This is a genomic window from Neisseria shayeganii, from assembly GCF_014054965.1.
In the GTDB taxonomy this organism is placed as follows: domain Bacteria; phylum Pseudomonadota; class Gammaproteobacteria; order Burkholderiales; family Neisseriaceae; genus Eikenella; species Eikenella shayeganii.
This window is the reverse complement of the sequence record NZ_CP059567.1, coordinates 1,265,128-1,284,025: the sequence shown is the minus strand read 5'-3', so window position 1 is coordinate 1,284,025 and position 18,898 is coordinate 1,265,128. Positions and strand designations below refer to the sequence as shown.

Annotated in this window: 18 protein-coding genes and 2 pseudogenes; 11 read left to right on the top strand and 9 right to left on the bottom strand. The window is 59.3% G+C overall.

Annotated features, from left to right (window positions below):
- Window positions 1-148 precede the first annotated feature (148 nt).
- The 5 genes from H3L94_RS06255 (at window position 149) to H3L94_RS06235 (ending at window position 6,983) form a co-directional block, all read left to right on the top strand.
- Window positions 149-1,759, top strand: a complete 1,611-nt coding sequence (locus H3L94_RS06255) for a carboxyl transferase domain-containing protein (protein ID WP_009117900.1) — start codon at window positions 149-151, stop codon at window positions 1,757-1,759.
- Between the two features lie 87 nt (window positions 1,760-1,846).
- Entirely contained in the window at window positions 1,847-2,647 is an 801-nt protein-coding gene (locus tag H3L94_RS06250) for an enoyl-CoA hydratase/isomerase family protein (RefSeq protein ID WP_182121317.1), read from the top strand.
- A 103-nt stretch (window positions 2,648-2,750) separates the two neighbouring features.
- Window positions 2,751-4,763 carry an acetyl/propionyl/methylcrotonyl-CoA carboxylase subunit alpha gene (locus tag H3L94_RS06245; RefSeq protein ID WP_182121316.1) on the top strand — a complete coding sequence of 671 codons (2,013 nt, stop codon included), beginning with the start codon at window positions 2,751-2,753 and terminating at the stop codon, window positions 4,761-4,763.
- 67 nt (window positions 4,764-4,830) lie between these two features.
- Window positions 4,831-5,742, top strand: coding sequence for a hydroxymethylglutaryl-CoA lyase (locus H3L94_RS06240; RefSeq protein WP_182121315.1), 912 nt, complete (start codon window positions 4,831-4,833; stop codon window positions 5,740-5,742).
- A gap of 59 nt (window positions 5,743-5,801) precedes the next feature.
- Entirely contained in the window at window positions 5,802-6,983 is a 1,182-nt protein-coding gene (locus tag H3L94_RS06235) for an isovaleryl-CoA dehydrogenase (protein ID WP_182121314.1), read from the top strand.
- A gap of 162 nt (window positions 6,984-7,145) precedes the next feature.
- Here H3L94_RS06235 and H3L94_RS06230 read toward each other — a convergent pair whose 3' ends face one another.
- The 3 genes from H3L94_RS06230 to H3L94_RS06220 all read right to left on the bottom strand — a co-directional run bounded on the left by H3L94_RS06230 (window position 7,146) and on the right by H3L94_RS06220 (window position 9,126).
- Window positions 7,146-7,706: a hypothetical protein gene (locus tag H3L94_RS06230; RefSeq protein WP_182121313.1), complete on the bottom strand. Its 561-nt coding sequence runs from the start codon at window positions 7,704-7,706 to the stop codon at window positions 7,146-7,148.
- Window positions 7,707-7,849: 143 nt separating this feature from the next.
- Entirely contained in the window at window positions 7,850-8,659 is an 810-nt protein-coding gene (locus tag H3L94_RS06225) for a symmetrical bis(5'-nucleosyl)-tetraphosphatase (RefSeq protein WP_182121312.1), read from the bottom strand.
- Between the two features lie 80 nt (window positions 8,660-8,739).
- A complete protein-coding gene (locus H3L94_RS06220) occupies window positions 8,740-9,126 on the bottom strand; it encodes a RidA family protein (RefSeq protein ID WP_182121311.1) in 387 nt (128 codons plus the stop codon).
- 115 nt (window positions 9,127-9,241) lie between these two features.
- Between H3L94_RS06220 and H3L94_RS12445 the strand changes: the two genes are divergently transcribed.
- Complete coding sequence (locus tag H3L94_RS12445; RefSeq protein WP_244958878.1) at window positions 9,242-9,427, top strand: lipoprotein signal peptidase; 186 nt, start codon at window positions 9,242-9,244, stop codon at window positions 9,425-9,427.
- Window positions 9,428-9,450: 23 nt separating this feature from the next.
- Here the strand turns inward: H3L94_RS12445 and H3L94_RS06215 are convergent, their stop codons facing one another.
- The 6 genes from H3L94_RS06215 to ilvE form a co-directional block, all read right to left on the bottom strand.
- Window positions 9,451-10,617: an NAD(P)H-dependent flavin oxidoreductase gene (locus H3L94_RS06215; protein WP_182121310.1), complete on the bottom strand. Its 1,167-nt coding sequence runs from the start codon at window positions 10,615-10,617 to the stop codon at window positions 9,451-9,453.
- Between the two features lie 275 nt (window positions 10,618-10,892).
- A complete protein-coding gene (locus H3L94_RS06210; protein ID WP_182121309.1) occupies window positions 10,893-11,246 on the bottom strand; it encodes a hypothetical protein in 354 nt (117 codons plus the stop codon).
- A 353-nt stretch (window positions 11,247-11,599) separates the two neighbouring features.
- Complete coding sequence (locus H3L94_RS06205; protein WP_182121308.1) at window positions 11,600-12,235, bottom strand: 7-carboxy-7-deazaguanine synthase QueE; 636 nt, start codon at window positions 12,233-12,235, stop codon at window positions 11,600-11,602.
- Entirely contained in the window at window positions 12,232-12,660 is a 429-nt protein-coding gene (gene queD / locus H3L94_RS06200; RefSeq protein ID WP_182121307.1) for a 6-carboxytetrahydropterin synthase QueD, read from the bottom strand. Before queD ends, H3L94_RS06205 begins: the two co-directional genes overlap by 4 nt.
- Window positions 12,657-13,325 (bottom strand): 7-cyano-7-deazaguanine synthase QueC, encoded by a 669-nt coding sequence (queC, locus tag H3L94_RS06195; RefSeq protein ID WP_182121306.1) that lies wholly within the window; start codon window positions 13,323-13,325, stop codon window positions 12,657-12,659. The genes queD and queC overlap by 4 nt, the downstream gene beginning before the upstream one ends.
- A 269-nt stretch (window positions 13,326-13,594) precedes the next feature.
- The gene (ilvE, locus tag H3L94_RS06190) at window positions 13,595-14,596 is read right to left on the bottom strand and encodes a branched-chain-amino-acid transaminase (protein ID WP_182121305.1); all 1,002 of its coding nucleotides are present in this window, start codon (window positions 14,594-14,596) and stop codon (window positions 13,595-13,597) included.
- A 288-nt stretch (window positions 14,597-14,884) separates the two neighbouring features.
- Here ilvE and H3L94_RS06185 point away from each other — a divergent pair, with 288 nt between their 5' ends.
- The 5 genes and pseudogenes from H3L94_RS06185 (at window position 14,885) to H3L94_RS06170 (ending at window position 18,894) form a co-directional block, all read left to right on the top strand.
- Window positions 14,885-16,315, top strand: coding sequence for an alanine/glycine:cation symporter family protein (locus H3L94_RS06185; protein ID WP_483406971.1), 1,431 nt, complete (start codon window positions 14,885-14,887; stop codon window positions 16,313-16,315).
- 152 nt (window positions 16,316-16,467) lie between these two features.
- A pseudogene (locus H3L94_RS06180) lies at window positions 16,468-17,687 on the top strand (uracil-xanthine permease family protein).
- A 51-nt stretch (window positions 17,688-17,738) separates the two neighbouring features.
- A pseudogene (locus H3L94_RS12440) lies at window positions 17,739-17,879 on the top strand (signal peptidase); the annotation flags it as partial.
- Window positions 17,880-17,919: 40 nt separating this feature from the next.
- On the top strand, window positions 17,920-18,354 hold the full coding sequence (locus tag H3L94_RS06175; protein ID WP_182121303.1) for a DUF6636 domain-containing protein: 435 nt from the start codon (window positions 17,920-17,922) through the stop codon (window positions 18,352-18,354).
- Window positions 18,355-18,417: 63 nt separating this feature from the next.
- Window positions 18,418-18,894, top strand: a complete 477-nt coding sequence (locus H3L94_RS06170) for a DUF3465 domain-containing protein (protein WP_244958718.1) — start codon at window positions 18,418-18,420, stop codon at window positions 18,892-18,894.
- Window positions 18,895-18,898: the final 4 nt, after the last annotated feature.

Genomic DNA, 18,898 nt, shown 5'->3' with positions numbered 1-18,898 from the left:
TGCCGTTTCCGAGCGAAACGGCAGGCCGTCTTTTTCCGCCGTCTCCACCGGCTGAAGGCTACCTGAAACCTCTGATTTCCGATAAGATGTAAACGAGTCCGGCCGCTCCGGTTGATACCATCATAAAAAAGAGAGAAACACAGCAATTATGAGCCATTCCATTGTCAGCAAACTCAATCCCCGTTCCGCCGATTTCCAACAAAACGCCGCCGCCATGCAGGCATTGGTGGACGACCTCCACGCCCATCTGAGCCGCATCGCCCTGGGCGGCAGCGAAGCATCCCGCCAAAAACATTTGTCTCGCGGCAAACTGCTGCCGCGCGAGCGTGTGGAACGCCTGCTGGACCCGGGCACACCCTTTCTCGAACTGTCGCCGCTGGCCGCTTTCGGCATGTACGGCGCCGACATTCCCGCCGCCGGCGTGATTGCCGGCATCGGCCGCATCAATGGCATAGAGTGCATGATTGTCTGCAACGACGCCACCGTGAAAGGCGGCACCTACTACCCGATGACGGTGAAAAAACACCTGCGCGCACAGGAAATCGCCCGTGAAAACCGCTTGCCCTGCGTGTATCTGGTGGATTCCGGCGGCGCCAACCTGCCCAATCAAGACGACGTGTTTCCGGATAAAGAACACTTCGGCCGTATTTTCTACAACCAGGCCAATATGAGTGCCGACGGCATTGCCCAAATCGCCGTGGTGATGGGCAGCTGTACCGCCGGCGGCGCCTATGTGCCGGCCATGAGCGACGAATCCATTATTGTGAAAGAGCAGGGCACCATTTTCCTCGGCGGCCCGCCCTTGGTAAAAGCCGCCACCGGCGAAGAAGTGAGCGCCGAAGATTTGGGCGGCGGCGATGTGCACACCCGTCTCTCCGGCGTGGCCGACCATCTGGCGCAAAACGATTTGCATGCGTTGGCTTTGGCGCGCCAAGTGGTGGGCAACCTGAACAAACAGAAAGCCCCGCTGCCGAACCAGGCCGAGCCGGTGCCGCCGAAATACGACGCCAAAGAGCTGTACGGCATTATCCCCACCGACACCCGCAAGCCGTTTGACGTGCGCGAAATCATCGCCCGCATTGTGGACAACAGCGAATTGGACGAGTTCAAAGCCCGTTTCGGCACCACGCTGGTGTGCGGTTTTGCCCGCATCGAGGGCATGAAGGTGGGCATCATCGCCAACAACGGCATTCTGTTCAGCGAATCGGCGCAGAAAGGCACCCACTTCATCGAGCTGTGCTGCCAACGCAAGATTCCGCTGGTGTTCCTGCAAAACATCACCGGCTTTATGGTGGGCCGCAAATACGAAAACGAAGGCATTGCCCGCCACGGCGCCAAAATGGTGATGGCGGTGGCCAACGCCAATGTGCCGAAATTCACCGTGATTGTGGGCGGCAGCTTCGGCGCCGGCAACTACGGCATGTGCGGCCGCGCCTATTCGCCCCGCTTCCTGTGGATGTGGCCCAACGCCCGCATTTCCGTGATGGGCGGCGAACAGGCGGCTTCCGTGTTGGCCACCGTGAAGCGCGACAACATTGAGCGCAGCGGCGGCACCTGGAGCGCCGAGGAAGAGGAAGCCTTCAAAGCCCCGGTGCGCGAGCAATACGAGAAACAGGGCCATCCCTATTACGCCAGCGCCCGCTTGTGGGACGACGGCGTCATCGACCCGGCCGACACCCGCCGCGTGCTGGCGCTTGGCTTGAGCGCGGCCTACAACGCGCCCATCGGCGAGCCGAAATTCGGCGTCTTCCGTATGTAAACGGCTTTCAGGTAGCCTGCCGATGCATCGTGCAGGCTACCTGAAATACTGCCGTCAAACCGCAACCACCATACGCTAGGGAGTGTTATGTCTTACCAAACCCTGTTGCTCGACATCAGCCGCCATGTGGCCACCATCACCCTCAACCGCCCCGACAAACGCAATGCCTTCAACGACGAAGTGATTGCCGAGCTCACCCGAGCCTTCACCGAATGCGGCCAAAACCCCGACGTGCGCGCCGTGGTGCTGGCGGCCGAAGGCAAAGCCTTCTGTGCCGGTGCCGACCTCAACTGGATGCGCCGCATGGCCGATTACACCCGCGAAGAAAACCTGGCCGACGCCGGCGCGCTGGCGGAAATGCTGCGCGTCATCTACACCTGCCCCAAACCCACGGTTGCCGCCGTTCAGGGCGACGTGTACGCCGGCGGCATGGGCTTGGTGTCCGCCTGCGACATCGCCATTGCGGTGGAAGAAGCCCATTTCTGTCTGAGCGAAGTGAAGCTCGGTCTGGTGCCCGCTACCATCAGCCCCTATGTGATCCGCGCCATGGGGCCGCGCGCTGCTCATCGTTATTTCCTGACCGCCGAAGTGTTTGACGCCGCCAAAGCCGAACAAATCGGCTTCGCCCACCAAACCGTGCCCGCCGCCGAGCTGGCCGATGCCGTGGCCGCGGTCACCCAAGCGCTGGTCAACGCCGGCCCAGAAGCGGTGAAAACCTGCAAACAGCTGGTGCTGGACGTGGCCCATGCCGACATCACGCCCGATCTGATCGCGCAAACCGTGGCCGGTATTGCCGATATCCGCGCTTCCGACGAAGGCAAAGAAGGCGTGCAGTCTTTCTTGCAAAAGCGCAAGCCCAACTGGCTGCCCGAAAAGCCGGCCGAGTAAAACAACAGGCTACCTGAACGCCGCCCCAGCAAACCACCACGGGCTTTTCAGGTAGCCTGCCCGACCGAACGGACACAAGAAAAATCACCGACAAAGGAAAACCATGTTTAAAAAAATCCTGATTGCCAACCGCGGCGAAATCGCCTGCCGCGTGGCCGCCACTGCCCGCAAACTCGGGGTGCGCACCGTTGCCGTGTATTCCGATGCCGATGCGGAGGCCAAACACGTGGCCGCCTGCGACGAAGCCGTGCACATCGGCGGCAGCGCGCCCAAAGAAAGCTATTTGTTGTGGGAGCGCGTGATTCAGGCCGCCAAAGACACCGGCGCCGAAGCCATCCACCCCGGCTACGGCTTCCTCAGCGAAAACGAACAGTTTGCCCAGGCCTGTGCCGATGCCGGTTTGGTCTTCATCGGCCCGCCCGCATCCGCCATCAAAGCCATGGGTTTGAAAGCCGAATCCAAACAGCTGATGCAGCAGGCCGGCGTGCCGCTGGTGCCGGGCTACCACGAAAGCAATCAGGATGCGGATTTCCTCAAACAGCAGGCCGACGCCATCGGCTATCCGGTGCTGATCAAAGCCAGCTCCGGCGGCGGCGGCAAAGGCATGCGCATGGTGGAGCGCAGCGAAGACTTCCTCGCCAATCTCGAATCCTGCCGCCGCGAAGCGCAAAACAGCTTCGGCAACGATGCCGTGCTGGTAGAAAAATACGTGCTCAAACCGCGCCACATCGAAATCCAGATTTTCGGCGACACCCACGGCAACTACGTGCATCTTTTCGAGCGCGACTGCTCGGTGCAGCGCCGCCACCAAAAAGTGTTGGAAGAAGCGCCGGCGCCCGGCGTTTCCGAGCAGATGCGCGCCGAAATGGGCGCCGCCGCCGTGGCGGCAGCCAAAGCCGTGAATTATGTGGGCGCCGGCACGGTGGAGTTCATCGTGGAGCAGCGCGACGGCCAGATGACTTTCTACTTCATGGAAATGAACACCCGCCTGCAGGTGGAACACCCGGTTACCGAAGCCATCACCGGCACCGATCTGGTGGAATGGCAGCTGCGGGTGGCGGCCGGCGAAAAACTGCCGAAAACCCAAGACGAGCTGAGCATCACCGGCCACGCCATCGAAGCGCGTATCTGCGCCGAAAACCCGGACAACCAATTCCTGCCGGCCACCGGCACGCTGGTGACCTACCGCAAACCCGAGCACGAGGCTTTTCAGGTAGCCTCCGTGCGGGTGGACGACGGCGTGCGGGAAGGCGACACCATCAGCCAGTATTACGATTCGATGATTGCCAAGCTCATCGTGCACGCGCCCAGCCGCGGCGAAGCGCTGGCCAAGCTCGACAATGCGCTGGCCGACACCCGCATTGTCGGTCTGCCCAACAACGTGGCCTTCCTGCGCCATATTCTCGTCACCGAGTCTTTCAGCGGCGCCAATCTCGATACCGCCCTGATCGAGCGCGAAAAAGCGGCGCTGTTCGACCAGCCCGGCCTCGACACCGAATGGGCGGTAGCCGCCGCGCTGACCCAGGCGCTCAGCCACGAGCATGCCGCACAAGGCCAAGACCCCTTCACCCACACCGACGGCTGGCGTCCGTACACCGATTATCTGCGCGGCTTCAGCTTAGACTACAACGGCGAAGCGCTGAAAGCCCAAGTCTGCTTCAACCACGACGGCAGCCAAAACCTGAGCATCAGCCGCAACGGCGAAACCGTGTTTGAAGGCCGTTATGCCTTCCGCGCCGGCAACGACCACACCGCCACCATCACCCTCAACAAGGCCCAGCGCCGCCTGCAATACTGGACGCACGGCGAAGACGTGCATGTGTTCAGCATGTACGGCAGCAGCCGCATCCGCCTCATCGACGACATGGCGCACACCGGCGAAGAAGCGCAAGACGGCGGCCGTCTCACCTCGCCGATGCCGGGCAAAGTGGTGTCGTTTGCCGTGCAGCCGGGCGACAAAGTGAGCAAAGGCCAGCCGCTTGCCGTCATCGAAGCCATGAAAATCGAGCACACCATTTCCGCGCCGGCCGACGGCGTGGTGGCCGAAATCCTGTTTGCCGCCGGCGATTTGGTGGCCGACGGCGACGAATTGCTGAAACTGAGCCAGGCCGAATAAAGGCTACCTGAAAGCCGGCGGCGCCTTACAGCAAACGCCTGCCGCCGGCCCCATAAGGAACACCCGTATGAACTACCCGAAAACAGTCCAACTCATCGACGTCGGCCCGCGCGACGGCCTGCAAAACGAAAAACAGACCGTGCCCGCCGACATCAAAATCCGCCTGATCGAGATGCTGGAAGCGGCCGGCATCCGCAAGCTGGAAGCCACCAGTTTCGTGTCGCCCAAATGGGTGCCGCAAATGGGCGACAACGCCGAAGTGATGGGCGGCCTCAAACGCCGTTCAGACGTGTGTTACTCGGTACTGACGCCGAATATGAAAGGCTTTGAAGCCGCGTTGCCGTTCCGCCCCGACGAAGTGGTGATTTTCGGCGCCGCCAGCGAAGCGTTCAGCCAGAAAAACATCAATTGCAGCATTGCCGAGAGCATCGAGCGTTTTGCGCCGGTGGCCGCAGCGGCCAAGCAGCACGGCATCAAGGTGCGCGGCGTGATTTCCTGCACCGTCGGCTGCCCTTATGAAGGCGACATCGCGCCGGAAAAAGTGGCCTATGTTACCAAGCTGATGCGCGACATCGGCGCCGAGCACATCGGCATTGCCGACACCATCGGCGTGGGTACGCCGCTGAAAATCCAACGCGCCTTGGAGGCGGCGCTGCAATATGTTGACCTCGACAATCTTTCCGGTCACTTCCACGATACTTACGGCCAGGCGCTGGCCAACACGCTGGCCGCCCTGCAGCTGGGAGTGTGGCAGTTCGATACTTCGGTGGCCGGTTTGGGCGGCTGCCCCTACGCCAAAGGCGCCACCGGCAACGTGGCCACCGAGGACGTGGTCTATATGCTGCACGGCATGGGCATCGACACCGGCATCGATTTGGACAAACTGATCGACGCCGGCCAGATGATCAGCGACTTCTTAGGCCGCCCCAGCCCATCCCGCGTGGCCCGTGCGGTGCTCAACAAGCGTCAGGCTACCTGAAACCCCGTTTTTGCCCCTTTATCCCCTACAAACTTGACCACTGATTCAAGGAGAAACCTATGCAACACATTCCCGGCTTAGACTTCCAATTAGGCGACGACATCAATGCCCTGCGCGAAGCCGTGCGCGATTTTGCCCAAGCGGAAATCGCTCCCCGCGCCACCGAAATCGACCATTCCGACCAATTCCCGATGGATTTGTGGCAGAAATTCGGCGAGCTGGGCGTGCTCGGCATCACCGTGCCCGAAGCCTACGGCGGCGTGGACATGGGCTATTTGGCCCACATGGTGGCGATGGAGGAAATCACCCGCGCTTCCGCCTCGGTAGGCCTGAGCTACGGCGCACATTCCAATCTGTGCGTGAACCAAATCAAACGCAACGGCAGCGAAGAGCAGAAACAGAAATTCCTGCCCAAGCTGATCAGCGGCGAATTCGTCGGCGCCTTGGCGATGAGCGAAACCGGCTCCGGCTCCGACGTCACCTCCATGAGCCTGCGCGCCGAAGACAAAGGCGGCTACTACCTGCTCAATGGCAGCAAAATGTGGATCACCAACGGCCCGGATGCCGACGTGATGGTGGTGTACGCCAAAACCAACCCTGAACTGGGCGCCAAAGGCATCACCGCTTTCTTGGTGGAAAAAGGCATGAAAGGCTTCTCCACCGCGCAAAAACTCGACAAATTGGGCATGCGCGGCAGCCACACCGGCGAGATGGTGTTTGAAAACGTGGAAGTGCCCGCCGAAAACATCATGGGCGGCCTGAACAAAGGCGTGCAGGTGTTGATGAGCGGTTTGGACTACGAACGCGCCGTGTTGGCAGCCGGCCCCATCGGCATCATGCAGGCGGTCATGGACAATGTGGTGCCCTATATCCACGACCGCAAACAGTTCGGCCAATCCATCGGCGAATTTCAGCTGATTCAGGGAAAAGTGGCCGATATGTACACCGTATTGCAGGCCGGCCGCAGCTTTTTGTACACCATCGGCAAAAACCTCGACCTCTTGGGCGCCGACCATGTTCGCCAAGTGCGCAAAGACTGCGCCAGCGTGATTTTGTGGTGTGCGGAAAAAGCCACTTGGATGGCCGGCGAAGGCATTCAGATTTTCGGCGGCAACGGCTATACCAACGAATACCCGCTGGGCCGTTTGTGGCGCGATGCGAAATTGTATGAAATCGGCGCCGGCACCAGCGAAATCCGCCGCATGCTGATCGGCCGCGAGCTGTTTAACGAAACCAAATAAGCGGATTGCGCTAAGGGCGTTGCCGTGACAGCCGATTGAAAAACCATCCTCTGCTTTGATGCCAAGGCAGAGGATTTTTTCTGCGCCCTCGGGCAGCACGGCGGATGGTGCGGGCAAAAGAAAACCGCCCCGTATCGAGAGCGGTTCTGCCTGTGGCCAAGATTATTGGCGGCGGCGGTTGTTGCGTTGCTGTCGGCCGCGTTGGCGGGCAGGGGCGGCGGTGCGTTCCACCGCACAGTCGCGCAGGAGCACGTTTTGCTGGCCGACCGGGGTGCCGTTGCTGTCGAGGCTTTGTGCCTGCAGCAGCACATTGGCGTTCACGCGGGCCACGTTTTCGGGAGAGGCTTTGCCGGTAATCCAGGTCAGGCCCTCGCCGTAGAAGCTGTTTTGGCTGTTGCCGTTGGCGTCATTCAATACGCGCCACAGGCCGGGAGAAGCTTGGTCGTTGACTTTGAGCTGCGCCACCACCAGGGTGCCGTCTTTCACGCCGTACATGGCAGACATTTTCTGTTCGCCGCTGGGAGAGGTGCATTTGTAAGATACTTCTACGGTTTTGTCGATGCTGTCCACTTGGGCTACCTGAATGGCCGGCGTGGTGGCCGGTGCGGGCCCGCCAGCACCTTGTTGTCCTTGGGCGGGGGTGCTGCTTTTCGGGGCGCTGCTGCTGGCGCAGCCGGCCAATGCCAACACCATCACGGCGGCAGGGATAAACACTTTTTTCATGAAGTACTCCTAAAATAAGGGGAAAAATCGGCACCGCCCGCAGGCGGCAGCAGCGGACATTGTAACAAAAGCCTTGCCGCGCCGCTGCCGGGTTTACGTTCCGCAACATTCGGCACGGGGGGTTAGAAAGCCATCAAACAGCCTCAAAACCGTTTCGCCTGCTTGGAGGCTACCTGAAACACTTCGCCGTTATCCAGATTGAGGGCGGTGAGTTGGCCGCCCCACAGCGCGCCGGTGTCGATGCCGCAGGTTTGGTTTTCGGCGTGCAGGCCCAAGGCTGACCAATGGCCGAACACAATGCGGTGGCTCAGGTGCTGCCGGTTCGGCGCGCGGAACCAGGGCAGCAGGTGCGCGGGCAGGTCGGCCAGGGTGGATTTGAAATCGAAGTCCATGCGGCCGTCGGCGGTGAGGGCGCGCATGCGGGTGAACACATTGGTGGCAAAGCGCAGGCGCTCGGTTGCGTCGGCGGGGTGGTCGCTGTACGGCCGGTTGCCGTACATATGGGCGAAATAGGCGGGCGCTTCGTGTTGCAGGGCGTAGGCCACTTCATCGGCGCGTTTTTGTGCTTCGGCCACCGTCCATTGCGGCCACAGGCCGGCATGCACCAGCACGAAGGTGTCGTCGTGCACCATCAGGGGCTGGCGGCGCAGCCAGTCGAGCAAGATTTGGCTGTCGGGCGCGGCGAGGATGTCGGATACGGTGTCCTGCCGCTTGAGCCGGCCGTGTCCGTGGGCGACGGCCAAGAGATGCAGGTCGTGGTTGCCCAAAACGATTTGGATGCTGTGCTCGTGCTGTTTGATGTAACGCAGGCAGGCCAGCGATTGCGGGCCGCGGTTGACGACGTCGCCCACCAGCCAAAGGGTGTCGCGGCCGTGGCAGAAACCGATGTGGGCGAGCAGTTCTTGAAACTCTTCGAAGCAACCTTGCAGGTCGCCGATGGCGTAGCGGGTCATGTTTGGGAGACGGATGAAACAGCGGTGAAGAAGGGTGAAGAAAAGGCTACCTGAAACGGTTTCAGGTAGCCTTTTAGTGATTAGGCGTTCAAGACCACCACGCCTTCCACTTCTACCAGTACGCCTTTGGGCAGGGCGGATACCTGTACGGCGGCGCGGGCGGGGAAGGGCTGGCTGCAGTATTCGCCCATGATTTGGTTGAAGGTGGCGAAGTTGCTCAGGTCGGTGAGGTAGGCATTCAGTTTCACCACATCGTCGAAGCTGCCGCCGGCCGCTTCGATCACGGCTTTCAGGTTTTTGAACACTTGGTGGGTCTGCTCGGCAAAACCGCCTTCTACCACTTCCATGGTTTCCGGATTCAGCGGAATCTGGCCGCTCAAGTAAACGGTGTCGCCGGCACGCACGGCTTGGGAATAGGCGCCGATGGCGGCAGGGGCTTTGTCGGTGTGGATGATGGTTTTGGCCATATGTTTTCTCCGTTGTGCGGTGGATAAAAGAAAGCGGGGATTATAGCGGAAGACGGCAGGGGATAACAGGCAGCCGCCGGAGCGGGGAGAGACGGCAACAGGGCAGAGGGAAGCTCTGCCCTGTTGGCAAGCACCTGTTTTCAGGCTGAGACCTTTGCAAACCCCCCATCTGCGGCGCATTTCTGCGTTGTGCGCTGCTCGCTCGCTTGCCTATCTTCATGATATGTCTGCGCTCGCTGCGCTGCTACGCCTTGAACTGCATCCACATCTGGGAGTTTTGCAAAGGTCTCAGGCTACCTGAAAACAGGTGTGGCTGGTGCGGATTTATTTTGAAGGTGCGGCCAGTTTGCCGGTGAGCAGATATTCGATGGTTTCTTGTACGCTTTTCATGGTTTTGCCGAATGGCAGCGGGTCTTTACCTCGGAAAAACAGGCCCTTGTCCACCTCGCCGCGGAAAGCGGCGGCCAGTTTGAGGTCGATGCAGAACTGGCCCACTTTTTCCAAACCGTCGCGCAAACCGCATACCGACAGGCAGTTGATGCCTTGGGTACAGCGGCGCGGGTCGGCTTTGGCGTTGGCCTGCAGAATGCTTTCGCGTTTCAGGTAGCCGTCGAGGAATTTGGTGCGCACGCCGCGGGCAGGCAGACCGGCCACCGACATGAATTCCACAATTTGCTCGCCTTCGGCGCCGGACAGGGTTTTTTTGAAATTGATGTGGGCGTCGCCCTCGTGGGTGACGGCGAAGGCGGTGCCGATTTGCACGGCGGAAGCGCCCCAGTCTTTCAGGGCGGTGGTGATTTTCTGGAAGTTGGCCATGCCGCCGGCCAATACCAGCGGGATTTTTTCACTTTCCAAGCCCAATTTTTTGAACACTTCGAAAGTTTCTTCAATCACGCGCTTGAATTCGAAACGCTCGTCTTGGATGCCGTCCACCGTGGCTGCGCCCAAGTGGCCGGCGGCGTGGGCGGGGTGCTCGATCACGATGGCATCGGGCAGAATGCCTTTTTTCATCCAGCGTTTCAGCACGATGCCGATGCCGCGCGATTCCGACAAAATCGGAAACAGCGCCACGTCTTTGAAGCCCTCGGTCATTTCGGGCAGATCTAAAGGCAAGCCCGCGCCCATCACAATCGCATCGGCGCCGGATTCGCAGGCTTGACGCACCAAGGCCGGATGGTCTTTCACTGCTTTCATCACGTTAACGGCAATCATGCCGCGCCCTTCGGCCCGCTGTTTGGCGGCTTGGATTTCGCGGTCGAGCGCAATCAGGTTGAGGCGGGTGTATTTTTCGTCGCTGGGATGGATTTTGGATTCGGCCAGCAAGTCTTCGTGCAGGTGGCGCAAATCCACGCTGGCGATGGTGCCGATGCCGTTTTCGCGGGCCACCGCGCTGGAGAGGCTGGAGGCGGAAATGCCCACACCCATGCCGCCTTGCACAATGGGAATCAGCTCGCGGCCACGAATGGTGAGGGGGGCGAATGGATGTTGCATGGGATGTCCTCTGCTGTGTTGTGTGTGTTTGAGCGGCCTGTTTGCTGGCGGGTAAAGCAAGTATGCAGGCTGGGTGTTTTATTGATTTTCTGATTATAGAATCAACTATATTTAGTGTCTAGATTCTATTTCATTCTTTACGTTTTCAGGAGAGGGCTTTACGTTGGTTTAGTGGTAACTATCTGTTTTTAATTTTCTTGTTAAGGAGTTATCGGCATTGGCGGATAAAACAACACCCCGCCTGTGCAGGGTGTTGTTGTGCATACCGAGCCGGATTATTTGCCGGCTTCGCTGGCGGCTTCGCTGATTTTGTCGGCAGCGCCTTGAACGGCTTCTTTGACTTCGGTGGCCGCGCCTTGAACGGCAGATTTCACTTCTGAAGCGGCATTTTCAACAGCAGGGGCAGCGTCTTGGGCGGCTTCTTTGACTTCGGAAGCGGCAGTATTAACCGCGCCTTTTACTTCAGACGCGGCATTGTCAACCGCATTGGCGACATCGGAAGCCGGGGTGTGGGCTTCGGAAGCGGCTACGGCAGACGCATCGGAAGCAGCCGGGGCTTGGGCGGCTTGGTTGCCGCAAGCGGCCAAGAACAGAGACAGGGCGGCAACAGCCATCAGATTGTGTTTCATGCGATTACCTCGTATGGATCATGATTGGATATGGATAAATGTTTCCGCCCTAACAGCTCAGCCGCTAAGGGGGCGGATATTCTCTCGGATTGCAGAATCGGCGCGGATTATGCGCCGATTGGCAGCCCTTGGCAATTGCACTTCAACCGCCGTCAACCGTTAATGGATGGTGGCGGACATTATTTTTGCGGCGGCGCAGCATTTTCAGGGCGGAATAGGACGAAATTAACTGCCGGATTCAGGTTTTGATTTTGAAATACTGATTGAATTAAATAACTTATATTATTTACACAGTCTTACCTGCTTTCAGGTAGCCTGTTAAAGAAATTTGTTGTGTTTTTGTCATATCCGCATCATTCGATGCCGGCCCATTTATGGGTTTGTACCGAAAGCTGCCAGTGCGGGAAAGCGGAGCCGCGGGCGTTGAGCCGGCCGAGTTGGCGGATGGTGTGGTGGATATTCATTTCTCCGTTGCGTTCGCAGGGCGACAGATAGTAGCGTTCGGCACGGATGCTTTGTTCGATTTGGCCGCAAAACGCCAACACGTCGCCGTCGGCCACGATGCGGACTTCGTCTGCCCGTGTGGTGCCGGCTGCGCTGTATTTCTCGGCGTAAGCGGCTTTGGGGCTGACGGCGGCGTAGTCGATTTGTTCGGGGATGGCTTGCAGGCCGTTGCTCTCCAGATGCAGGCGGTAGCCGCGCGCTTTGAGGGCGTCGAGCAGCTGGTTGAGGTGCGGTTGGATGGTGGGTTCGCCGCCGGTAATGATGATGTTGCGGCTGGCGTAGGCGGCAACGGTGCTCAGGATGTCGTGCAGGCTCATCGGTCGGAAGTTGAGGTAGTCGGTGTCGCACCAGGTGCAGGCCAGATTGCATTTGCCCAAGCGGATAAACACGGCGGGCATGCCGGTGTGGTAGCCCTCGCCTTGCAGGCTCTCGAAGATTTCGACAATCCGGTAGCTCGGGTTGTCGGGCAGCAGGGGAAATTTCATGCGCTGTCTCCCGTGTATTCCACGCAGGAAGACGGTGTTTCCCACAGTTTGACGGCAGACACCGGCAGCTTGTGCTGGCAGAGGTTCTCGAAAATGTGCACGGCCAGGTTTTCGGCGGTGGTTCGGCAGGGCAGGGCCAGGGTTTTGCGGCCCCAGCCTTCCAGCAGCCGGCCCAGCTCGGCTTCGTGCGGATTGCGGGAGTCGTAGAGGAAGGCGTGGTCGAATCGGCTCAGCACCCATTGCTGTACACTGCTTTTGAGGTCGGCAAAGTCGCATACCATGCCGTCTTTGGGGCCGCCTTGCAGCAGGCTACCTGAAAGGGTGACTTCCAAGCGGTAGGTGTGGCCGTGCAGATTGCAGCACTTGCCGTCGTGGGTGTCGAGCATGTGGGCGGCGTCGAATTCGAAAATTTTGCTGATCTTCATGGCTGCCGCTCTGCTTTCTGTGCCAGATATTCGGCTAAGCCGCGTTCGCGCAGGAGACAGGCGGGGCACTGGCCGCAGCCGCCGGCTACACCTTGATAGCAGGTGTGGGTGTGCTCGCGAACATAGTTCAGGTAGCCCAATTCGTCCGCCAGTGCCCAGGTTTGTGCTTTGGTCAGCCACATCAGCGGGGTATGAATTTCAAAGGGATAGTCCATGGCCAGATTCAGCGTGGTGTTCATGGATTGGACAAATACGTCGCGGCAGTCGGGATAACCGGAAAAATCGGTTTCGCACACGCCCAAAATGATGTGGCGGATGTTTTTCGACTTGGCAAAAATGGCGGCGTAGAGCAGAAACAGGGCATTGCGGCCGTCCACCAGCGTATTCGGCACGGCATCGGGTGCGGCCTGTTCGATGGGCAGGGAAGCATCGGTGAGGGCGTTGCGGCTCAGGGTGTTGAGCGGCGGCAGGGTGAATTCGGTGTGTGCCACGCCTAAATCTTGGGCGATCCAGCGGGCGCGTTCCAACTCGATGGCGTGGCGTTGACCGTACTGGAAAGTGAGGGCGTGGACGGCCGGACGCCCGTAGCGGGCAATGGCCTGGAGCAGGCAGGTGGTCGAATCTTGGCCGCCTGAGAAGATAACCAAGGCTTGTGCTTGAGACATGAGGGATTCCTAGTTTTGGTTCTGCGGCTGAAAAGCGGGGCATTTCGGCCGGCAGCGCGGGAGGTTTGCGAACCGCGCGGTGGAAAAAAAGGCGGCATTATACGCACAACGGCAGGCTTGGGGTATCGGGTAGGCGCTGGGCCTGTCTGCCGCTTGGTTGTTTGGATGATGAAAAAAGACTGAATCCGGCGGATGCGGGACTCAGTCTTTTGGCTTGGATCGCTGCTTTTAACGAAGCAGCGGCTTTTTCAGGTAGCCTGCCGTGCGGCTTAGCCTACCACCGGCACCAGCCAGCCGTGGCGGTCTTCGGCCAGGCCGTATTGGATGTCGGTGACCGCTTTGCGGATAGCGGTGCCGCGCTCTTGGCTGCGGACCGTGATTTCTTGGCCGTCGATGACAAAAGAGGTAACGGGCGAAATCACGGCGGCAGTGCCGGTGAGGATGGCTTCGGCGCCGTCTTCCACCGCGGCTTTCAGTTCGGTCACGCTAAACGGGCGTTCGCTGACGGTGTAGCCGAGGTCGCGGGCGATGGTGAGCACGGAATCGCGGGTCACGCCGTGCAGAAATTCGTCGGTCAGCGGCTTGGTGATGATTTCATTGCCGTGAATCAGGGCGAAGTTGGAAGCGCCGGTTTCCTGCACGTCGCCGTTGGGGCAGAACAGCACTTGATGTGCGCCGTGCTCGGCTTTGGCTTTTAATACCCACGGCAGGGCGGAGGCATAATTGCCGCCGCATTTGATGCGGCCCATGTGCGGGGCGCAGCGCATGTGTTCGGTTTCGACTAACAGTTTCATCGGCGAACCGGTTTGGAAATAGTCGCCCACCGGTGAGGCCAAAATATAGAGCAGGGCGCTTTCAGAAGGAGCGCCGGCTTTGCCGATGACCGGATCGGTGCCGATCAGGGTGGGGCGCAGGTAGAGGGAGGCCGGGGCGTCGGGTACTGATTCGGCCGCGCGGGCCACCAGTTCGGTCAGCGCCTGCAGGAAGGCATCGGTTTCCGGCACCGGCAGATGGAGCAGGCGCGCACTTTGCTGCATGCGGGCGATGTTGGCTTGGGGGCGGAACAGAACGATTTTGCCGTCGGCCTGACGGAAAGCTTTCAAGCCTTCGAAACATTCGCTGCCGTAATGTAAGGCGTGGGCGCCGGGCGCCAGAGACAAATCTTGTGCGGATTGCCAGCGCACAGCTTGCCAGGCTTGGTTTTCATAAGCCAATACCGGCATTTCGGGGTGGAAAACGCTGCCGAAAACGGCAGGAACGGCTCTTGCCATGGTGTTCACCTTGTGGGGAGTGGAGTGTGTAAAGAGGGCAAAGATACTCTCGCGTCGGGGGAATTGGCAAGTGTTTTGCCTGCCGTGCCAAAGTGCCTGTCTCGGCAGGCGGCAGCAGAATTATCCTTATGGGTGAGGAAGGGGGATGCTTTATGATTAACACTCGCTTGCATATTTTAACGCTTTGTGCTGAAATGCGGCCTGTCTTTGTTCGGAGAATGGCCGAGCATGTCAATTCAATCAACTGATTTTCATAAATAAAGGACGACAGAAATGGATGGACAAGAAATGACTTGGATCCAGTCTCTGGACAAGATTGTCGGCGACATCGGCGGTCTGGTCTGGGGGCCTTATATGCTGGCCCTGCTGGTGGGCACCGGCCTGCTGCTGACCGTGCGTTTGGGTTTGCTGCAGTTCCGTATGCTGCCTTATGCGCTCAAACAGGCGTTTATGCCGCACAAAAGAAATGCCGACGGCAGCGAGCCGGCCGGCGACGTGTCCCATTTCGGCGCGCTGATGACCGCGCTGTCTGCCACCATCGGTACCGGTAACATCGCCGGCGTGGCCACCGCTGTGGCTTTGGGCGGCCCGGGCGCGGTATTTTGGATGTGGATGACCGCTTTGGTCGGCATGGCCACCAAATACGGTGAGGGCGTCTTGGCGGTGAAATACCGTGAAGTGAACAGCAAAGGCGAAATGTCCGGCGGCCCGATGTATTACATCGAAAAAGGCCTGAAGCAAAAATGGCTGGCCGTGATGTTTGCCCTGTTTGCCGTGTTGGCTTCTTTCGGCATCGGCAGCTCTGTGCAGTCCAACTCGGTTGCCGACGCGGTCTATCACAGCTTTCAAGTCGATCCCTTGGTGACCGGCCTCATCCTGACCCTGCTGACCGGTATTGTGGTGTTGGGCGGCATCAAATGGATTTCCACCGCTTCTTCCTTGATTGTTCCTTTAATGGCCATTGGCTATGTGTTGGGCGGCCTGACTATCATCCTGCTCAATCTTGAGCTGGTGGTGCCGGCGGTGAAAATCATCCTGACCGATGCCTTCAGCGCCAGTGCTGTTGCCGGCGGTACCATCGGCTCGATGATCCGTTACGGCGTGGCCCGCGGCGTGTTCTCGAACGAAGCCGGTATGGGTTCGGCTCCGATTGCCGCTGCCGCTGCCAAAACCGACCACCCTGTACGTCAGGCGCTGGTGTCCATGACCGGCACTTTCCTCGATACCATCGTGGTGTGCAGCATCACTGGTATCGTATTGGTGATGGGCCTGTTGAAAATGAACGCCATCGATGCCAGCACCGGTGCGTATCTGACCGAAGTGGTGGGCGGCGCCCCGCTGACCGTCAACACCTTCAACAATATGTTGCCCGGCGAAGGGGGCATGATTGTGACCGTGGGCCTGATTTTCTTTGCCTACTCCACCATTTTGGGCTGGTGTTATTACGGTGAGAAATGCGCCTCCTATCTGATGGGCGACCGCATGGTGCCGTTCTACCGTTTCATTTATGTGATGACCGTATTGCTGGGCTGTTTGGCGGTGCAAACCGGTGATCAGGCCGGAGACCAAGCCGGTGTCAAACTGGTGTGGAACATTGCCGATACCTTCAACGGTTTGATGGCGGCGCCCAACTTGATTGCTTTGCTGTTGCTGTCCGGTGTGATTGTGGCGGAAACCAAAGATTTTATTGCTAAGCGCAAAGCGGGTGAGTTGGAGTAATTCCGTAGCCGGCTTCTGATTCGTGCCTCTCCGCTAGCAAACGGAGGGGCGCGATTTTGTTTATTGCTTGAGAATGTACAGTTTCGGTTTGGTATGAAAGCGCACTATTCGCCGCTATAATCCGTACCGTTTGCTTCTAGGAAAAATGCATCATGCAGACATTGAAAACCGCCGTTGCCGGCGCGCAGATTTTGTTTGTGGCTTTCGGCGCCATGGTGTGGTGCCCTTGCTGACCGGCCTCAATCCCGCCATGGCCCTGTTGGGAGCCGGCATCGGCACCCTGCTGTTTCAAGCCCTGACCGGATTTAAAGTGCCGATTTTCCTCGGCTCTTCTTTTGCTTTCATCGCGCCGATTATTTATGCCATGGGCGAATGGGGCATGGGCCCGACCATGTTCGGCCTGTTTGCCGCCGGTTTTATGTATTTCGTGTTCGCCGCCTTGGTGAAGTGGCGCGGATTGGGCGCAGTACACCGTTTGCTGCCGGCGGTGGTGATTGGGCCGGTCATCATGGTGATCGGTTTGTCGGTGGCGGTGGTGGCCAGCAATATGGCGATGGGCCGCGCCGGCGATGCGCAGGTGGTGGACTACGGCCAAGCCTTGCTGTTGTCGGGCTTCACTTTTGCGGTCACCGTGATGGTGGCGGTGTTCGGCAGCAAAATGATGAAGCTGATCCCCATTCTCATCGGTGTGGCGGCCGGTTATGTGGCGGCACTGGCCATGGGTTTGGTGGACACGGCAAAAATCGCGGCGGCGCCGTGGTTTGCGGTGCCTGACTTCCACGCGCCCGAAGTGCATTGGCAGGCCGCGCTGTTTATGCTGCCGGTGGCCATTGCGCCGGCCATCGAGCACATCGGCGGCGTAATGGCCATCGGTAAGGTGACCGGCAAAGATTACGCGGCCGACCCCGGCCTGCACCGCACGCTGGCGGGCGACGGCTTGGGCGTGTGCGCGGCCGGTTTGATCGGCGGCCCGCCGGTGACGACTTATGGCGAAGTAACCGGTGCGGTCATGCTCACCAAAAACAGCAATCCGTTCATCATGACTTGGGCGGCGGCGTTTGCCATCGGCATGGCGTTTTTCGGCAAATTCAATGCCTTTCTGGCTTCGATTCCGCTGCCGGTGATGGGCGGGGTGATGATTTTGCTGTTCGGCACCATCGCTTCTTTGGGCCTGAAAACCCTGATCGATGCCAAAGTGGATTTGATGCAGCCGAAGAATTTGGTGATTGTCAGTTCGGTGCTGACCATCGGCGTGGGCGGCATGGAAATGAAATTCGGCGGCCTCAGCTTTGCCGGCGTCGGTTTGTGCGCCATCTTGGCGATTGTGTTGAACCTGTTGTTGCCTGAGCGCACGTCGGTGCGGGAAACATAAGCGGCAGAGGCTACCTGAAAACCCTTCCGGCTTTCAGGTAGCCTGAGACCTTTGCAAAACCCCCATCTGCGGCGCATTTCTGCGTTGTGCGCTGCTCGCTCACTTGCCTATCTGTATGATATGTCTGCGTTCGCTGCGCTGCTACGCCTTGAACTGCATCCACATCTGGAGATTTTGCAAAGGTCTCAGTCTCTGCTTTTGATGACACCTGAGAAAGGAAAGGAATCAAGCGATGTTGAAACAATACTTGCCGGGTTTGGCTCTGTCTTTATTGGCGCTGTCCGGCCCGCTGCACGCCGATTCGGGGGCGTCTGGAAGAGAAATCGAATTTTTAAGCCCCAGCCGCAACATCTATTGCACGTCCTGGCAAAACCGCGCAGCGGTTTCCTGCCTGGCCGTGCAGCACAGCCAGGCGGCTTCCGGCCGCCCGGCAAGCTGTGATTTGGATTGGACGCCAACTGTTGAACTGGGCAGCAGGGGCGCGGCAAAACGAAGCGGTTTGTGCCATGGCGATTTGCCTTACAACCCGGATGCCGGTGTATTGGCGTACGGGCAAACCGTGCAGGGCAGAGACTGGCGCTGTCTGGTGGCGGAAAACGGCGTGCGCTGTGAAAACGCAAGCGGCCGCGGTTTCCATTTGAACCGCACAAGCAGACAATTATTCTGATGCCGTTGCGGCGGGTTTCAGGTAGCCTGAAGCCCGCCGCGCAAAGGCATGGCGGATGTGTTGATGAAAAAGCCTTCCCTTCTTTTTGTGTTGCTGGTCATGGTGGCCGGCGGCATTCTGAGCCAGCAGTTCGGCTGGCGCTCGGAGGAAATACAGCGTATTTCTCTGGGCCGGCCGCAGGCGCCGCTGTCTGCTGAAGCTGAAGCCGGTGCCGACATCATCGCGCGCGCCTTTGCCGAGCAGCAAAGCGATGTGCAGGTGGCCGGCAGCGGGCGGGTGAAACGCACGCTGCCGGACGACAACAAAGGTTCGCGCCACCAGCGTTTTATTCTGGAGCTGGATAACGGCCACACCGTCTTGGTGGCCCACAACATCGATCTCGCACCGCGGATTCCCCGTTTGCAGCGCGGCGAGCGCGTCGGCTTCTACGGCGAATACGAATACAACCCGCAGGGCGGGGTAATCCATTGGACCCACCGCGACCCGGCCGGCCGCCATGCCCACGGCTGGCTGGAACACCAAGGCAAACGCTACCAATAAGGCT

Coding starts and splice junctions, on each gene's coding strand:
- H3L94_RS06220 (WP_182121311.1), bottom strand. CDS start 9,126: ATGGCCAAAACCATCATCCACACCGACAAAGCCCCTGCCGCCATCGGC.
- H3L94_RS06240 (WP_182121315.1), top strand. CDS start 4,831: ATGAACTACCCGAAAACAGTCCAACTCATCGACGTCGGCCCGCGCGAC.
- H3L94_RS06230 (WP_182121313.1), bottom strand. CDS start 7,706: ATGAAAAAAGTGTTTATCCCTGCCGCCGTGATGGTGTTGGCATTGGCC.
- H3L94_RS06215 (WP_182121310.1), bottom strand. CDS start 10,617: ATGCAACATCCATTCGCCCCCCTCACCATTCGTGGCCGCGAGCTGATT.
- H3L94_RS06185 (WP_483406971.1), top strand. CDS start 14,885: ATGACTTGGATCCAGTCTCTGGACAAGATTGTCGGCGACATCGGCGGT.
- ilvE (WP_182121305.1), bottom strand. CDS start 14,596: ATGGCAAGAGCCGTTCCTGCCGTTTTCGGCAGCGTTTTCCACCCCGAA.
- H3L94_RS06170 (WP_244958718.1), top strand. CDS start 18,418: ATGAAAAAGCCTTCCCTTCTTTTTGTGTTGCTGGTCATGGTGGCCGGC.
- queD (WP_182121307.1), bottom strand. CDS start 12,660: ATGAAGATCAGCAAAATTTTCGAATTCGACGCCGCCCACATGCTCGAC.
- H3L94_RS06175 (WP_182121303.1), top strand. CDS start 17,920: ATGTTGAAACAATACTTGCCGGGTTTGGCTCTGTCTTTATTGGCGCTG.
- H3L94_RS06225 (WP_182121312.1), bottom strand. CDS start 8,659: ATGACCCGCTACGCCATCGGCGACCTGCAAGGTTGCTTCGAAGAGTTT.
- H3L94_RS06245 (WP_182121316.1), top strand. CDS start 2,751: ATGTTTAAAAAAATCCTGATTGCCAACCGCGGCGAAATCGCCTGCCGC.
- H3L94_RS06205 (WP_182121308.1), bottom strand. CDS start 12,235: ATGAAATTTCCCCTGCTGCCCGACAACCCGAGCTACCGGATTGTCGAA.
- queC (WP_182121306.1), bottom strand. CDS start 13,325: ATGTCTCAAGCACAAGCCTTGGTTATCTTCTCAGGCGGCCAAGATTCG.
- H3L94_RS06210 (WP_182121309.1), bottom strand. CDS start 11,246: ATGAAACACAATCTGATGGCTGTTGCCGCCCTGTCTCTGTTCTTGGCC.
- H3L94_RS06250 (WP_182121317.1), top strand. CDS start 1,847: ATGTCTTACCAAACCCTGTTGCTCGACATCAGCCGCCATGTGGCCACC.
- H3L94_RS06235 (WP_182121314.1), top strand. CDS start 5,802: ATGCAACACATTCCCGGCTTAGACTTCCAATTAGGCGACGACATCAAT.
- H3L94_RS06255 (WP_009117900.1), top strand. CDS start 149: ATGAGCCATTCCATTGTCAGCAAACTCAATCCCCGTTCCGCCGATTTC.